Here is a 15399-nt window from a genome sequence, read left to right on the forward strand (position 1 = left end):
CCGTCAGGAGTCCGCCGAGATGCGGTCGGTGACGGGCATCATGTCGGCGTGCGCCAGGAGCCGGTGCAGGGTGCGCTCCGAGTCCAGGGAGCCCTCGACGCCGATCGCGGCGCCGTCCAGGAGACGCTCCAGCTCGGCGGCCTTGCCCTGGCCCTTGATGCCGAGGGCGGAGAGCGGGTCGGTGTCGAGTTCGCCCGTGACGTCGATCATTCGGGTCACGACGTCGTCACGCTGGAAGACGGTGCTCGCGTGGACCAGGCCGTCCGGGTCGTTCGCCGCGGCCTCGTCCTGCTGGGCGAGGAACCGGGCCAGCTCCAGCCCGTGGCCGGCCACGGCCGGGTAGTACAGCATGTGCCGCTTCAGTGCGGCGGGTTCCGGCCGGCCGGCCTCCACGTGCTGCATCGCCGGGAGCGCCGCCCGGGTGAAGAACACCCGCGCGGAGTCGGAGTCGGACAGGTCCCGGTCATGCTCGAGATACGGGTTGATGGCCTCTTCCACCGCCTGGACCTCGGGCTGGCTGGCCACGTGGCACAGCGTGGCCAGCAGGTCGCCCTCCACCTCCACGGCCCGTACGACGCGGTTGCCGTGCATGAAGAGCGAGGTGCGGTGCAGTCGCGTGATGCCGTTGATCCGTGTCTCGGGCGCGTCGTAGTTGGCCAGGATGTCCACGACCTTGGACTCGGAGCCCGGCTTGACGGTGAAGGTGAGCGCGTGGCGGGTCCGGCCGGCGCCCACGCGGGCCGCCGTCTGGAGCTTCGCCTGCGCCGCGTCGGGGGTGAGCGGCTGCTCCGGGTGCGTCTCGCGCAGGACGCTGTAGCGCATCGACCGGGTGTCCCGGACGCAGCTGTGCATCGGGCGGACGATCTGGATGTGTTCCTCGCTGTTCACCCAGGCGAGGAACGGCAGGGCGCTCTCCCACTCGCTGGTGATGAGCCACTGCGACGGGTTCTCGATCGACTGGCACAGTTGGTCACTGATGTGACCGGGGACGGACGCGACCTTGTTGCGCATGTGCTCGTACGCGTCGAGGAACTGCTCCTGGGCACCCTCGTACAGGTCGAGCAGCAGGATCACCCGCAGCCTCGAGCCGTCGAACGCCGACTGCGATACGCGTGCCGACATGGTCATCCGGCGCACCTCTCCTCTTCGTCGGAAGGTCAGGAACGACCGCCGTGTCCGGAGGGGCCGGGGTCGCCATGAGTCGATCGTTGACGCGACTTTCCGGTGCGCGCGAGCGACACGGGGCAGGTGGGTGAACCGCGTGCCATACGGGTGCCGCCGGGACGCGAGACGCCCTGTACCGGGCATGAAATGGGCGTCCCATTCCACAGCCCGTCGAGGGCGACGCTGGAGGCGTTTCAATGCATCGATCGGATACGGCCGGCCGCGCGGATCACCGCACGCCGGTCCTCATCGTCGGCGGCTCCCTGGTGGGCCTGTCCATGTCCCTGTTCCTGGGACGCCTCGGCGTGCCGCACACGCTCGTCGAACGCCACGCGGGCACCTCGAGCCACCCGCGGGGGCGGGGGAACAACGTGCGCACCATGGAGCTGTTCCGGACGGCCGGGCTGGAGCAGCGCATCGGCCGGGCCGCGTCGACCCTGGCGGACAACCACGGCATCCTGCAGACCCCGAGCCTGGTGGACGACGAGGGGGAGTGGCTGCTCCAGGAGATCGACCCGGGCGGCGGCATCGCCCGCTTCAGTCCCGCCGGATGGTGCCTGTGCAGCCAGAACGACCTGGAACCGGTGATCCTCGAGGGGGCCCGGGAGCTCGGCGGGGACCTGCGCTTCGGGACGGAGATGCTGTCCTTCGAGCAGGACGCGGAGGGCGTGACGGCGCTGGTCAAGAGCCGGGAGACCGGTGAGCACACCAGGATCCGGGCGGACTACCTCGTCGCCGCCGACGGCCCCCGCAGCCCCGTGCGCGAGGCGCTGGGCATCGGGCAGAACGGTCCGGGCGACCTGTTCCACAACGTGAGCCTCACGTTCACCTCCCGTGACCTCGCCGGCGTCGTCGGAGACCGGCGGTTCATCATCTGCTACCTGACCAACCCGGAGGCCGACGGGGCCCTGCTGCCGGTCGACAACCGGGAGCACTGGGTGTTCCACGCCCCCTGGCACCCCGAGCACGGCGAGACCCTCGAGTCGTTCACCGACGAGCGGTGCGTCGCCCACATCCGCAAGGCCGTCGGCGTGCCGGATCTCGACGTGGAGATCACCGGCCGGGCCGCCTGGCACGCGGCCGAGCGGGTCGCCGAACGGTACGCCCACGGCCGGGTGTTCCTGGCCGGCGACTCGGCCCACGAGATGTCGCCCACCGGCGCGTTCGGCTCCAACACAGGCATCCAGGACGCCCACAACCTCGCCTGGAAGCTGGCCGCCGTGCTCGACGGCTGGGCCGCGCCCGGCCTGCTGGAGTCCTACGACGCCGAACGGCGCCCTGTCGCGGAGGCGACCAGCGCTCGTGCCTCCTCCCGCTCGAGCGAGCACAGTCACCCCGGGTACACGCCCGCGGACGGACCTGGCGGACCTGGCGGACCTGGCGGACCTGGCGGACCTGGCGGACCCGGCGGGCCCGGTGGACCTGGTGCCGGTGGACCTGGTGCCGCTGGCCCTGGTGGGCCCGGTGCCGGTGGCCCCGGTGCCGGTGGCCCTGGTGCCGGTGGCCCCGGTGGACCTGGCGGACCCGGTGCCGGTGCACCCGGTGCCGCTGGACCGGGTGGCCCCGGTGGAGCCGGCCCCGGCGGTCCGGGCGGACCCGGTGGACGGAAGGGCGGCATCCTCAACGTGGCGCTGGCGTACCGCTATCCGCGCGGCGCGGTCCTGGGCACCGACCCCACGGCACCGGTCGTCCCCGAGGGCGTCGTGCTGAACGGCGAGCCCGGCAGCCGCGCCCCGCACCTCTGGCTGGACCGCGCCGGCACCCGGGTCTCCACCCTCGACCTGTACGAGAGGTCGCTGGTCCTGCTCAGCGCGGAGAACAGCCCCTGGCACGCCGCGGCCGCCGAGGTGTCGGCGCAGCTGTCCGTACCGCTCGACGCGTACCGGATCGGGGACGGACCTCACGCCGACCTGACCCCCGGCCCGGACACGGACTGGGCCGGCGCCCACGGGATCACCGAGGACGGCGCGGTCCTGGTCCGGCCCGACGGCTTCGTCGCCTGGCGCGACGCGGCCCGCCCGGCCGACCCGGCGAAGGCCCTCCGCGAGGCGGTCGAAGCGATCCTGAGCCGTCCCTGACACGACCGGCGAGGGCGTCGGACCCGTCGCTCACGAACCGCCGAAGCCGCCCTGACGGCCCCGCTCCGACTTGGCCAGATGCTGTTCGAAGCGCTGGAGTGCGGGGCCGTCGACGTCCCAGGGCCAGGAGCTGACCATGCCCTGGAGCGCCTGGAACACGGGATGGGCGTCGGCGGCACGGCCGGCCGCGCACAGCGCGTACGCCAGGACGTTCAGGTCGGCCGGTGCCGCCGCGTGCTGGAAGAAGCCAGGCTTCGCCCACAGCGCGGCGGCCTGGTCCAGCGCCGTCGCGATCTGCCCGCCCTCCCACAGCTGACCGGCGGTCATGGCCCGCACGCCGCCCTGCGCCAGCAGCCCCTGGTACTGACGGACGGCGGCGGTCAGCTCGACCGCGGCGCACGGCGCGTTGGCCGGGATCCGGCTGCGCACCACGTCGACGAAGTCGAGCACGGACGCGCTGGAACCACCCTCCTCCGGCGACAGGTACGCGAGCATCTGCAGGTACGCCTCACGGTGCCAGCGATCGCGTCCGGTGGCCTGCCGCCAGACGGCGTTGACGTCGTTCTGGCCGTACCGCTCGATCCGCGAGACCCCGATCAGGGCGACCCACGGCAGCGGATCCTCCGGTCTGAGGTCGGCGGCCCGGTGGCACTGGGACACCAGCTCCCCGGCGTCCTCCAGGTGCCCGTCCCTCAGCCCGCGCGCCAGCCCGGCCCAGGCATGCAACACCAGGGCGTCGGCGCTGTGCGGCTCCCTGCCCAGCCAGGCCGCCGCGACCCCCGTGTCCGCCGTCGCCTCGGCGAGTACGGACACCCGGTGGCAGCGGCGGTCCCAGTCGTCCCCGGTCTCCTCGAGCAGGGAGGCGACCAGCGCCACGTCCGCGGACCTGCCGCTCCCGCCCCGCTTGCTCAACCGTCCCAGCACACGGGTCAGTTCCGCATCGTCGAGGGCCGGGGAGAGACGGGGACGTCTGCTGGTGCGACTGCTGAAGAGGGGCATGACCGAAGACTAGGAACTGCGGGTGTCCCGGCAACCCGGACGGGGCGATCGTTATCGATCTGCCCCTTACCGCCGGTCAGCCGGGCATACCGGGGCGGGGCCGGACATCTCTCCGGCCCCGCCATCTCGTTGCGCCCGTGCGGCCGGTGGACTCCCGGATCAGGCCGCCGGAGCCGGGAACGTCGGGTACTCCACGCCCGAGACGTACTGGACGACCCGGACGACCTGGCAGGAGTAGCCGAACTCGTTGTCGTACCAGAGGTACAGGATCGCGTTGTCGCCCTCGACCTTCAGCGCGCCCGCGTCGACGATCGAGGCGTGCCGCGAGCCGATGAAGTCGCTGGAGACCGCGTCGGGCGCGCTGATGAAGTCGATCTGGCGCTTCAGCGGCGAGGTCAGCGACACCTTGCGGAGGTGATCCAGTACCTCCTGGCGGTTGGTGGGGCGGGCCAGCTGGAGGTTGAGGATGGCGATCGAGACGTCCGGCACGGGGACCCGGATCGAGCTGCCGGTGATCGTGGCGTCGAGGTCGGGCAGCGCCTTGGCGACGGCGGAGGCGGCACCCGTCTCGGTGATCACCATGTTCAGCGGCGCCGAGCGGCCGCGCCGCTCCGACTTGTGGTAGTTGTCCAGCAGGTTCTGGTCGTTGGTGAACGAGTGGACGGTCTCCACGTGTCCGCGCAGCACGCCGTACTCGTCCGCCATCGCCTTCAGCGGCGGGACGATCGCGTTGGTGGTGCAGGACGCGCAGGACAGGATCCGCTCGTCCGGCTTGAGGGTGTCGTGGTTGACGCCGTGCACGATGTTGGGCACGTCGCCCTTGCCGGGCGCGGTCAGCACCACCTTGTCGACACCGGGGCGCAGGTGCTGCGAAAGCCCTTCGCGGTCGCGCCACTTGCCGGTGTTGTCGATGAGGATGGCGTTCTTGACGCCGTACGCCGTGTAGTCGATCTCCGAGGGGTCGTTCGCGTAGATCACCTTGATGGTGTTGCCGTTGGCGGTGATGGTGCTCTCCGCCTCGTCGACGGTGATCGTGCCCTGGAACTGGCCGTGCACGGAGTCGCGGCGCAGCAGCGAGGCCCGCTTGACGATGTCCTGTTCGCCGCCCCGGCGGACCACGATCGCGCGCAGACGCAGACCGTTGCCGGACCCCGACTTCTCGATGAGCAGCCGGGCCAGGAGACGGCCGATGCGGCCGAAGCCGTAGAGCACGACGTCGCGCGGCTCACGGCGGTCGATCTTGTGGGCGCCGGTCGCGCCGGCGACGGCCTCGGCGGTGAACTCGGCCACCGACAGACCCCGGTCGTCGGCGCGGTGGGCCTCGGCGAGCAGGCCGATGTCGATCTGCGACGGGCCGAGGTCGAGCGTGGTGAGCGCCTGCAGGAAGGGCAGCGTCTCGGTGACCGAGAGCTCCTCGCCGGCGATCTGCCGGGCGAAGCGGTGGGTCTTGAGAATGCTGACCACCGACTTGTTCACCAAGGAACGGCTGTGCAGCAGGACGGTCACGTCCCGCTCCCGGTGCAGCTTCCCGATGATCGGGATCATCGACTCCGCGATCTCCTCGCGGTGCTTCCAATGGGTGAACGAGTCTTCGTTGACAGTCACAGGATCATCTTTCGAGCTAGAGGGTGCTCATATGATAGCGATGCTGTGGGGGTGGCTCGGAGGGGGTGTCCGCCGGGCCCGGAGGCACCCCGCGACGCGCAGGGTTGCGCGACATGCGAACGGGTACGCGTGCAGCATTGTGCCCGGGCCGCCAGTCCGTCCCGGGCGGGCCGTACGACCGCCGCTACCAGGGAATCTGCCATGGAGACACCCGCGCACGAGAACAACGCCCCCACGCCCGCGCAGCGGGCCCTGGACGCTCTGTCGGAGAACACCGAGGACACGATGGCGCTGGACGCCCTCGCGAACAGCGACGTGCTGATCCCGGTGCCGGACGACGCCGGTGACGAGGAGGCCGCCGACCCCGGCGCGGTCGCCCTTCCGGTGCTGGAGCAGCCGGGAGGCACGCAGGTGGTGCCCGTGTTCACGTCCGAACTGGAGATGGCCGGGCTGCTGCCGTTCGTCTCCCGTTACCGTCTGGTCCCCCTCGGCGCGCTCGCCGCGCAGTGGCCGGCCGACGACCTGTCGCTCACCATCGACGGCAGTTCCGAGCACCGCCTCACCCTCACCTCGGAGGGGGTGCGCACCCTGCTGGCCCGCCCGTGACCCGACGGAGCCGCTCCGGCCGGCGCGCTACTCGCCCAGCGCGCGGGCCAGGGCGGCGCGCTGCACCGGCAGCGCCTCGGCGTGCAGGGCGCGGCCCTTGGCCGTGAGCGCCACGTACACGCCGCGCCGGTCCTCCAGGCACACACTGCGCTCGACCAGGCCGTCCTTCTCCAGCCGGGCGATGAGGCGCGACAGCGCGCTCTGGCTGAGGTGGACCCGGCCGACCAAGTTCTGCACCCTGCACTGCTCACCCTCGGCGGGCGTCGCGGCCGCGAGCAGGTCGAGCACCTCGAAGTCGGACGCCCCGAGGCCGTACGGGTTCAGCGACCGGTCGATCTCGCCCAGCGTGCGCGCGTGCACGGCGAGGATGTCCCGCCACCGCTCCTCGAGCCCCGCCCCGGCCGTGTTCGCTGCCATACCCGCACGGTAACATTTGTTCGACTTTCAATGAACGTGCAGGGGCGGGCCCGTGGAGGCCGGCCGCCGCATGCGCACCCCGGCTGGAGTCCCGCTTCCCCTGCTCGTCGGCACATTCACCGCGGCCGGGTCCTCGCCGCCGGTCCGGGCCGACAGCACCCGCACCGTCTCCGTGCTGATGCACGGTCCCACGGCCGGCGGATCGTGGTCGGTTCCGGTCTCGCCGCGACGGCCGCGGGGGAGCCGTCGAAACCGCCGACCGCGACGTCCTGCGGCACCCGGCAGACGAACACGGCGTCCCGCCCGCGTGAGCACACCGGCCGCGGGCTCAGGGGACGGAGTCCGGGCCCCGCTGCCGCCGCTCGTGGCCGGACTCGCCCTCACCGCCCTGCCCGCGCGGACCGCCAAAGGCTTCCTCCGCCGGCGTCGTGCCGCGCGAGGAAGGTACCGACGGCGTCACGGAACGCTCCCGCCTCCTCGATGTGGGGCATGTGACTCGATTCCGGGAACACGCGCATCTGCGCACCTGCCACGCACTCGGCGAACGGCCCGACGCATTCGGGGGTGGCCTCGTCGTGTTCGCCGCGCAGCACGAGCGAGGGCACACTGACCGACGCCAGCCGGTCCACCGCCGACCAGTCACGCAGGGTGCCGGTCACATCGAACTCGCTGGGACCGATCATCGTGTGGTAGACGGTGGGGTCCTCCTCCCACCGGGCGAAACTGGCAGCCACCTCGGGCGGATACGGCCTGACCCGCAGCAGATGGCGGTCGTAGAAAGCCTGCGCGGCCTTCGCGTACTCCGGTGAACCCGTGGTGCCGGCCGCTTCATGACGGTCCAGAACCTCCTGCACCTCGCGGGGCAGCGCCCGGCGCAATCGCTCCACCCCACTGCGCCACAGGGGCATCGACGCCGGAGTGTCCGCCAGGACCATCGCGCGCAGGCCGGCCGGTCTCCGTACCGCGTGCTCCGTGGCGAGCATGCCGCCCCAGGACTGTCCCAGCACGGTGTGGTTCCCGCTGATCCCGAGATGGGCGAGCAGCGCGTCGAGTTCGTCGAGGAACAGGTCGACGGTCCACAGACCGGGGTCGGCGTCGGGCAGGTGGGTGGAGCGGCCGCAGCCCAGTTGGTCGTAGTGGACGACGGCGCGACCCGTCTCTCCCAGCCGGGCGATGTTCAGCAGGTAGTCGTGCGGAAAGCCCGGCCCGCCGTGCAGTACCAGCAGCGGGGTGAGTCCCCGCGCCCGCGAGACATCGAGACTCCCGGTGATCCGGTACCAGGTACGGCCGTGTGGGCCCTCCATCCACCCCTGCGTGGTCGCGGGCGGCAGTGGTTGCGTCGTCGGCACGAATGACTCCCAGGGGAAAACGGGTGGCGGTCCTCTCGGCGGGGGTCCCGTTCGGCCGTAGCCCCGGCGCGTCCGCTCGCCCTCGCCCTGCCCCACCGTTTCAGTGATCTCGTCGTTCTGTCTCCTTCCAAAGATTTCAGGAGATGTCCGGCAAAAGGTGCCGGACACACGCCACATAGGAGCGCTGTCGAGATCGTCAGCCGGCCGGCTCTGCTTGCCGCCGTCAGGGTCTTTGCGGGAACCATGCCCTGTTCGGCTACGACGACCGCGCGCCGCCCGCGACGGCATGGGTCCGCCACAGGTGGGACCTGAGGTCGAACGGCCCTGCAGTGCAAGGACGTTGGGTCCCGGACAAGGTGCCGGCGGTCCGGGACACGGAGGTCCCGCACGCGGCACAGTGGGAGGGCGTCCGAGCCAGGAAGGCCCGGGCGCGCGGAGGTGGACGAGATGTTGAGGACCCCCGTCGACGGGACACGGCTGCGCATCCTGGCGTGGCTGGGCGAACCGGGTACCGCCGAGCACGGGCTCACCGCGGACGACGTGGCCGCCGGGCTCGGCGTCCCTCACCCGGTGGCCCTCACCCACCTCCGGCTGCTGACGTCCCTCGGCCTGCTCTGCACCGGCCGCTCCGGTGACCGGCTGCGCTACCGGCGCGACGAGATACGCATCGCCGAGGTGGCGCAGCTGTTCGAGAAGGGCTGGTAGCCCGCGTCCCCGGAGTGCCAGGCGCCCTTCCCGGCCGTTACGCTGATCCCGAGCGAGTGGGAGACGTACGACGGTGAGAGCCCCGGAAACCGAGGGCCTTCGGGCCCGCCCCGCCGTCCGCGCCCAGGCACCCGTCGTCGCGACGGTCGCGCTGGGCGGGGGAGCGGGGGCGGCGGCCAGGTACGCCGCCTCCCTGTGGTGGCCGACGCCGGCGGGCGGATTTCCCTGGACGGTCCTCTGGGTCAATGTCGCCGGCTGCGCCGTGATCGGCGCGTTCATGGTGATCGTCACCGAGGTCCGCACCGCCCACCCCCTGGTCCGTCCGTTCTTCGGCACCGGCGTCCTGGGTGGCTTCACCACCTTCTCGACGTACGCCGTCGACGTGCGGAACCTGCTCGACGGCGGCCGTCCCGGCGCCGGACTCCTCTGCCTCGGCCTCACCCCGGTCGCGGCCCTCGCCGCCGTGTGGACGGCCGCATCGGCGACCCGCCGTGTACTGATCAGGAGGCAGCCATGACGCGGCTGACCGGCACCGTCCTGCGCCTGACCGTGTTGGTCGGGGAGAACGACACCTTCCGGCACCGGCCCCTGTACTCGGAGATCGTCCACCGGGCCCATGCCGCCGGGCTCGCCGGTGCCAGTGTCTTCCGCGGCGTCGAGGGCTTCGGCGCGTCCTCCCTCGTGCACACCTCCCGGCTGCTCTCCCTGAGCGAGGACCTGCCGGTGGCGGTCGTCGTCGTCGACACCGAGGAGCGCGTCCGGGCCTTCCTCCCCGAACTCGACGCGCTCGTCACCGAGGGCCTGATCCTGCTCGACCACTGCGAGGTCGTCCGCCACGCGCGCGGCGCCCCGGGCGGGGAGGCCCGGTGAGCTGGTTGTACGTGGTCCTGGGCGCCATGGTCGGCGCCCCGCTGCGCTACCTCACCGACCGTGCGGTGCAGTCCCGGCACGACTCGGTGTTCCCCTGGGGCACCTTCACGGTCAATGTCACCGGCTCCTTCGTCCTCGGCCTGCTCACCGGCGCGGCGGCCGCGGGCGCCGCCGGATCCGACCTCCGGCTGCTGCTCGGTACCGGCCTGTGCGGAGCCCTGACCACCTACTCCACCTTCTCCTACGAGACGCTGCGCCTGGCCGGGACCGGCGCCCGCCGCTACGCGGCGGTGAACGTCGTGGCGAGCGTGGTGGCGGGCGTGGGCGCGGCCTTCGCGGGCGCGGCCCTGGCCGGCGCTGTGTGGCCGTAGCGCGCAACGCGTCGGAGACCGCGGCCGGCGCCACGCCTTGACAGCGCTCACGTCCACCCCACAGGATCGCCCCGTGAACCTGTCAGACAGCCAGACAGGTGGTACGGGCCCGCGGCGCGTCAGCGCGATGGAAGCGGTGCTCACCCACCTCCGCGGCGCCATAGAGCGCGGCGACTACGCCATAGGCGACAAGCTCCCCTCCGAAGCGGAGCTGTGCCGCACCCTGGAGGTCTCCCGGCCCGTGCTCCGTGAGGCGCTGCGCGCCCTGCAGACCATGGGCCTGACCGTGTCCAGGACCGGCAAGGGCACCTTCGTCGTGGCCGACGCCGTGGAGGACCCCACCTTCGGCGACTACGCGGCCAGCGATCTGCTGGAGGTGCGCCGGCACATCGAGATCCCGGTCGCCGGATACGCCGCCCGGCGCCGCACCCCGGAGAACCTGGACCACCTCAGCCACCTCCTGGACCGGATGGAACGGGAGACGGACACCACCGCGTGGGTGGCGATGGACACCCTGTTCCACCTCGCCGTGGCCGAGGCCGCCCAGAACCCGGTGTTCCGCCGGGTCATCGAGGAGATCCGGGACGCCCTGGCCCGCCAGTCCGCCTTCCTCAACGAACTCGGTGGCCGCCGGGAACAGTCCAACCGCGAGCACCGGGCGATCGTCGAGGCGCTGACCGACGGCTGCGAGCAGGACGCCGTCGAGGCCATGACCCACCATCTCGACCGCGTCGAGACCACCCTCACCGACATCGTGCGCCGCGCATCGGCCCACCCCTCCCACCAGGCAGTGTGATGTACACCAGTCTCGCCGCGGACGCACCCCCGATCCGCGAGCCCCACCACGCCCCCGTCGCCCACCTGATACGCGGCGGGATCGTGGAAGGCGTCCACTACGGCTCCGTCGTGGTCCTCGGCCCCGACGGCGAGGTCCGGTTCCGGCTCGGCGACATCGAGGCGGCCTGCTACCCGCGCTCCGCACTCAAGCCTGTCCAGGCGGTGGCGATGGTCCGCGCGGGACTCCCGCTGGACGGCGAGCTGCTGTCGCTCGCCGCGGCCAGCCACTCCGGCGAGGAACGCCACCTCGCCGGTGTCCGGCGCATCCTGGAACGGGCCGGACTGACCGAGGACCACCTCCGCAACGTCCCCGACCTGCCGTTCGAGCCGGCCTTCCGGGACACCTGGGTGCGCGACGGGCGGCCGCCGTCCCGGCTCGCCCAGAACTGCTCGGGCAAGCACGCCGCGATGCTCTGCACGGCCGCGCTGAACGGCTGGTCCCTCGACGACTACCTCGATCCCGTCCACCCCCTCCAGCAGGCGATCGCGGAGATCGTCGAGGACCTCACCGGCCAGCGCGTCGCCACGGTCTCCGTCGACGGCTGCGGCGCCCCCCTCTTCGCCGTCTCCCTGCACGGTCTCGCCCGTGCCGCCGCCCGGATCACCACCGCCGCTCCCGGCACCCCGGAGGCCCGTGTCGCCGACGCGATGCGCGAGCACGCCGAGATGGCCTCCGGCTCCGGCCGCGACGTGGCCGCGCTGATGCGGGCCGTCCCCGGCCTGCTCGCCAAGGACGGCTTCGAGGGCGTACAGGTCGCCGCCCTGCCCGACGGCGGCGCCGTCGCCGTGAAGATCGCCGACGGGGCCTCCCGGGCGCGCGTCCCGGTGGCAGCGGGGGCGCTGGCGCGCGCGGGAGTGGACCCGTCCCTGCTCGCGGCGTTCACGCGGGAGCCGCTCCTCGGCGGGGGGCAGCCGGTCGGCGACGTCCGGCCGGTGGCGGCGCTCGATCCGGTAGGTGTGCCGGCCCGCACCGAAGCGTTCTCGGGACACTGGTGACCGTGACGCCGTCGAAGGGCTTCCAGCCGGTCCTGGAGCGCATCGCCGAGGAGATCGGGCGGACCCCCGGCCATGGCCGGCCCGCCGACTACATCCCGGCGCTCGCGGCCTGCGACCCGAGACGCTTCGGCATGGCCGTCGCCGAGCCGGACGGCACGGTGTACGGGGTGGGGGACTGGCGGCAGCCGTTTTCTGCACAGTCCGTCACCAAGGTGTTCACGCTCGCCCTCGACCTGGCCCGCGAGGGCGACGCCCTGTGGGAGCACGTGGGCCGCGAGCCCTCCGGCAACCCCTTCAACTCCCTGGTGCAGCTGGAGTACGAGAACGGCATCCCGCGCAACCCGTTCATCAACGCGGGCGCCCTCGTCGTCACCGACCGCCTGCACACCCGTACGGGGGACGCGGCGGGTGAGCTGATCGCCTTCCTGCGGGCGGAGAGCGGCAACCCCGGGCTCACCTTCGACAGGGAGGTCGCAGCCTCCGAGGCCGCCCACGGTGACCGCAACGCGGCCCTGGCCCACTTCATGGCGTCCTACGGCAACATCGACAATCCGGTGCCGGTCCTGCTCGACCAGTACGTCCGTCAGTGCTCCGTCGCCGCGTCCTGTGCCGACCTCGCCCTGGCGACGGGATTCCTCGCCCGCCACGGCGTCCGCGCCGACGGCACCCGGCTGCTGAGCCGCAGCCAGGCCAAACAGGTGAACGCCGTGATGCTGACCTGCGGGACGTACGACGCGGCCGGCGAGTTCGCCTACCGGGTGGGCCTGCCGGGCAAGAGCGGGGTCGGCGGCGGGATCATCGCCGTCGTCCCGGGCAGGTGCACCCTGTGCGTGTGGGGTCCCGGCCTGGACGAGCGGGGCAACTCGGTGTCGGGTGTCGCCGCGCTGGACCGCTTCACGACGCTCACCGGCCTCTCGGTGTTCTGACCTCGCGGGCCGGTCAGTCCGCCGGCACCGGGCCCCACCTGAGCCGCAGGAACAGGGCCGTCCCCGCGCCGCCCAGCAGCGCGGCACCGGCGATCGTCCAGGGCACCGTGCGGCCGGGGCCGTCGTCCCGCCGCACCGGCACCGCCGCGGACTCCGCCTCCGGTCCCCGCAGCGGTCCGGTCCGCAGGGCGTCCAGCGAGCCCACCGGATCGACCCGCCCGGCCGCCTCGAACCCCCAGTCGAGCAGCGAGCGCGCCTCCTCGTACACCGCGAACCCGTCGCCCGCACGCGGGTTCATCACGGTCGCCACGAGGGTGCGGCCATCGCGCCGCGCGGCCGCCACCAGCGTGTTCCCGGCGTTGCTGGTGTAGCCGTTCTTGATCCCGACGAGACCCCGGTACGGTGCGACGCCTTCCGCGCCGGTGAGCAGCCGGTTGGTGTTGCGGATCCCGTAGGAGCCGCCGTCGCGGGCCGGGAACCGCGCCTCCTCCCGGGCGCAGTACCGGGCGAACTCGGGGTTGCGCAGCCCGGCCCGGCCGAACACCGCCAGGTCGAAGGCGGAGGACACCTGTCCGGGTGCGTCGTAGCCGTCGGGCGACGTGACCCGGGTGTCGCGGGCGCCCAGGGCGCGGGCCTTGGCCTGCATCCGCCGGGCCGTGGCCCGCCAGCCGCCGCTGAGCTCCGCCAGCACGCGCACGGCGTCGTTGCCGGAGCTCAGGAACACCCCGTTCCACAGGTCGGACACACGGTACCCGCGGTTCTCGGCCACGCCGACGAGACTGCTTCCGGGGCCGATGCCCGCCAGTTCCTCGGCGGTGACCCGGTGTGTGATGCCGGCAGGCAGGATCGGCAGCACGGTGAGGGCGAAGAGCGTCTTGAGGGTGCTGGCGGGCGCCAGCCTGCGGTGAGCGTCGTGCGCCGCCAGCACCTCGCCGGTACGCGCGTCGGCGACCAGCCAGGCACGGGCGGACAGGGTCGGGACCTCGGGCGCACCAGGACGCGGACGGACATGCGTACCGGGCCGGTACAGCAGCGACGCGGAAACGGCCGTCGCCCGTGGCCCCGGGTCGACGCCGGTGCCGGTGGTCGCCGCGGCGGGTGCGAGCACCAGCATGCCCGCCGCGCAGAGCGCGCAGGTCGACACGACAGCCCGTGAAGCAAATCCGATAGTCATACCGCAAACGTAGGAAGGGAGCCCCCGAACAGGGCGCTGCCCCGGCCGGAGGCCGTCCGCGAGCACCCGGATGCCGCACGCCGCCGCGCCGTCAGGGCAGAGTCGGCTGGACGCGCCGCAGGAACGTCGCGTTGTCGGGGGTCTCGCGCATCCGCCCGAGCAGCGTCTCCAGACCGGTCTGCCCGTCCCGGGACCCCAGGGCTCGCCGCAGACCCCGCACGGCGTCCAACTCGGCTCGACCGAGCAGCAGTTCCTCGCGCCGGGTGCCCGAGCCGACGAGGTCGACGGCGGGGAACAGCCGCCGGGAGGCGGCCTCGCGGCTCAGCCGCAGCTCCATGGAACCGGTGCTCTTGAGCTCCTCGAACCAGAACTCGTCGGCGCGCGACCCGGTCTCCACCAGGACCGAGGCCAGCATCGTGAGCGAACCGCCCTCCTCGGCCCGGCGGGCGGCACCGAAGAACCGCTTGGGCCCGAGCAGCGCGGAAGCGTCCACGCCACCGCTGAGGGTGCGCCCGCTCGACGCGGCCGCGTTGTTGTACGCCCGGCACAGACGGGTCAGCGAGTCGAGCAGCACGACGACGTCCTCCCCGGCCTCGACCAGGCGCTTGGCCCGCTCGACGACCAGCTCGGCGAGAGCGATGTGCTCCTTGGCCGGCCGGTCGAAGGTCGAGGCGTACACCTCGCCGCGCACCGACCGCCTCATGTCGGTCACCTCCTCGGGCCGTTCGTCGAGCAGCACCACCATCAGCCGGCATTCCGGGTGGTTCCCCGTGACCGCCGCGGCGAGCTGCTGCAGGAGGACGGTCTTGCCGGTCTTCGGCGGGGCGACGAGCAGCCCGCGCTGCCCCTTGCCGACCGGTGCGAACAGGTCCACCACCCGCCCCGCGAGCCCGGACGCCGGGTGCTCGAGACGCAGCCGCTCCTCAGGGTGAAGCGGTGTCAGGTCCCGGAAGTGCGGCCGGCCGCACAGCGCGTCGGGTGTCCGGCCGTCGACCCGGGTGACGCCGGTGAGACCGCGGCCGTCACCGCGGAAGCCCTCCACCCGGTCGCCCTTGCGCAGGCCGTGGCGGCGCAGCAGCGCGGGGGAGACGGACGCGTCGGAGGGCGAGGCCAGGCAGTCCCCGGCGCGCAGACGCCCCTGTCCGGCCTCGTCGATGTCGAGGACACCGCTGACGACCTGGGGCTGTCGCCGAACAGGAGGGTGATCGATGGTCGTGGTCATGTGGGCCGGTCCTTTCACGGACGACGAACGGGGCTGTGCAAGGGAAGGGGAAGAGACCGCACTGAAGGGCGGACACACGC

Annotated in this window: 16 protein-coding genes and 1 pseudogene; 9 read left to right on the top strand and 8 right to left on the bottom strand. The window is 72.6% G+C overall.

What is annotated here, in order from left to right; translation table 11 throughout:
* Positions 1–3: 3 nt before the first annotated feature.
* Positions 4–1128, bottom strand: a complete 1125-nt coding sequence (locus BU52_RS25395; RefSeq protein ID WP_037938362.1) for a SchA/CurD-like domain-containing protein — start codon at positions 1126–1128, stop codon at positions 4–6.
* A gap of 233 nt (positions 1129–1361) precedes the next feature.
* Between BU52_RS25395 and BU52_RS25400 the strand changes: the two genes are divergently transcribed.
* Entirely contained in the window at positions 1362–3242 is a 1881-nt protein-coding gene (locus BU52_RS25400; RefSeq protein WP_037938366.1) for an FAD-dependent oxidoreductase, read from the top strand.
* A gap of 30 nt (positions 3243–3272) precedes the next feature.
* Here BU52_RS25400 and BU52_RS25405 read toward each other — a convergent pair whose 3' ends face one another.
* Both BU52_RS25405 and BU52_RS25410 read right to left on the bottom strand, forming a co-directional pair.
* Complete coding sequence (locus tag BU52_RS25405) at positions 3273–4241, bottom strand: hypothetical protein (RefSeq protein ID WP_037938374.1); 969 nt, start codon at positions 4239–4241, stop codon at positions 3273–3275.
* Positions 4242–4400: 159 nt separating this feature from the next.
* A complete protein-coding gene (locus BU52_RS25410) occupies positions 4401–5846 on the bottom strand; it encodes a glyceraldehyde-3-phosphate dehydrogenase (RefSeq protein ID WP_037938376.1) in 1446 nt (481 codons plus the stop codon).
* Positions 5847–6047: 201 nt separating this feature from the next.
* Between BU52_RS25410 and BU52_RS25415 the strand changes: the two genes are divergently transcribed.
* Positions 6048–6452, top strand: a complete 405-nt coding sequence (locus tag BU52_RS25415) for an SseB family protein (protein ID WP_037938377.1) — start codon at positions 6048–6050, stop codon at positions 6450–6452.
* 27 nt (positions 6453–6479) lie between these two features.
* On the opposite strand, the gene BU52_RS25420 is transcribed toward BU52_RS25415, so the two are convergent.
* The 3 genes and pseudogenes from BU52_RS25420 to BU52_RS25425 form a co-directional block, all read right to left on the bottom strand.
* Positions 6480–6869: a MarR family winged helix-turn-helix transcriptional regulator gene (locus tag BU52_RS25420; protein ID WP_037938378.1), complete on the bottom strand. Its 390-nt coding sequence runs from the start codon at positions 6867–6869 to the stop codon at positions 6480–6482.
* A gap of 105 nt (positions 6870–6974) precedes the next feature.
* A pseudogene (locus tag BU52_RS36515) lies at positions 6975–7150 on the bottom strand (substrate-binding domain-containing protein); the annotation flags it as partial.
* A gap of 99 nt (positions 7151–7249) precedes the next feature.
* On the bottom strand, positions 7250–8173 hold the full coding sequence (locus BU52_RS25425) for a proline iminopeptidase-family hydrolase (RefSeq protein WP_037938379.1): 924 nt from the start codon (positions 8171–8173) through the stop codon (positions 7250–7252).
* 492 nt (positions 8174–8665) lie between these two features.
* Here BU52_RS25425 and BU52_RS25430 point away from each other — a divergent pair, with 492 nt between their 5' ends.
* The 7 genes from BU52_RS25430 to BU52_RS25460 all read left to right on the top strand — a co-directional run bounded on the left by BU52_RS25430 (position 8666) and on the right by BU52_RS25460 (position 12923).
* Entirely contained in the window at positions 8666–8923 is a 258-nt protein-coding gene (locus BU52_RS25430) for a helix-turn-helix domain-containing protein (RefSeq protein WP_037938487.1), read from the top strand.
* A gap of 73 nt (positions 8924–8996) precedes the next feature.
* Positions 8997–9440, top strand: a complete 444-nt coding sequence (locus tag BU52_RS25435) for a fluoride efflux transporter FluC (protein WP_037938381.1) — start codon at positions 8997–8999, stop codon at positions 9438–9440.
* A complete protein-coding gene (locus BU52_RS25440; RefSeq protein ID WP_037938383.1) occupies positions 9437–9793 on the top strand; it encodes a DUF190 domain-containing protein in 357 nt (118 codons plus the stop codon). Before BU52_RS25435 ends, BU52_RS25440 begins: the two co-directional genes overlap by 4 nt.
* A complete protein-coding gene (gene crcB / locus BU52_RS25445; RefSeq protein WP_037938385.1) occupies positions 9790–10164 on the top strand; it encodes a fluoride efflux transporter CrcB in 375 nt (124 codons plus the stop codon). The genes BU52_RS25440 and crcB overlap by 4 nt, the downstream gene beginning before the upstream one ends.
* Before the next feature lie 127 nt (positions 10165–10291).
* Positions 10292–10960 carry a FadR/GntR family transcriptional regulator gene (locus BU52_RS25450; protein ID WP_037938386.1) on the top strand — a complete coding sequence of 223 codons (669 nt, stop codon included), beginning with the start codon at positions 10292–10294 and terminating at the stop codon, positions 10958–10960.
* The gene (locus tag BU52_RS25455; protein WP_037938387.1) at positions 10960–11997 is read left to right on the top strand and encodes an asparaginase; all 1038 of its coding nucleotides are present in this window, start codon (positions 10960–10962) and stop codon (positions 11995–11997) included. Before BU52_RS25450 ends, BU52_RS25455 begins: the two co-directional genes overlap by 1 nt.
* On the top strand, positions 11991–12923 hold the full coding sequence (locus tag BU52_RS25460; RefSeq protein ID WP_037938388.1) for a glutaminase: 933 nt from the start codon (positions 11991–11993) through the stop codon (positions 12921–12923). The genes BU52_RS25455 and BU52_RS25460 overlap by 7 nt, the downstream gene beginning before the upstream one ends.
* A 13-nt stretch (positions 12924–12936) precedes the next feature.
* On the opposite strand, the gene BU52_RS25465 is transcribed toward BU52_RS25460, so the two are convergent.
* Together BU52_RS25465 and rho are read right to left on the bottom strand one after the other, a co-directional pair.
* Complete coding sequence (locus tag BU52_RS25465) at positions 12937–14097, bottom strand: D-alanyl-D-alanine carboxypeptidase family protein (RefSeq protein ID WP_037938391.1); 1161 nt, start codon at positions 14095–14097, stop codon at positions 12937–12939.
* A gap of 91 nt (positions 14098–14188) precedes the next feature.
* Positions 14189–15319, bottom strand: a complete 1131-nt coding sequence (rho, locus tag BU52_RS25470; protein ID WP_037938394.1) for a transcription termination factor Rho — start codon at positions 15317–15319, stop codon at positions 14189–14191.
* Positions 15320–15399: the final 80 nt, after the last annotated feature.

It is taken from the genome of Streptomyces toyocaensis (assembly GCF_000725125.1).
Taxonomy (GTDB): Bacteria; Actinomycetota; Actinomycetes; order Streptomycetales; family Streptomycetaceae; genus Streptomyces; species Streptomyces toyocaensis.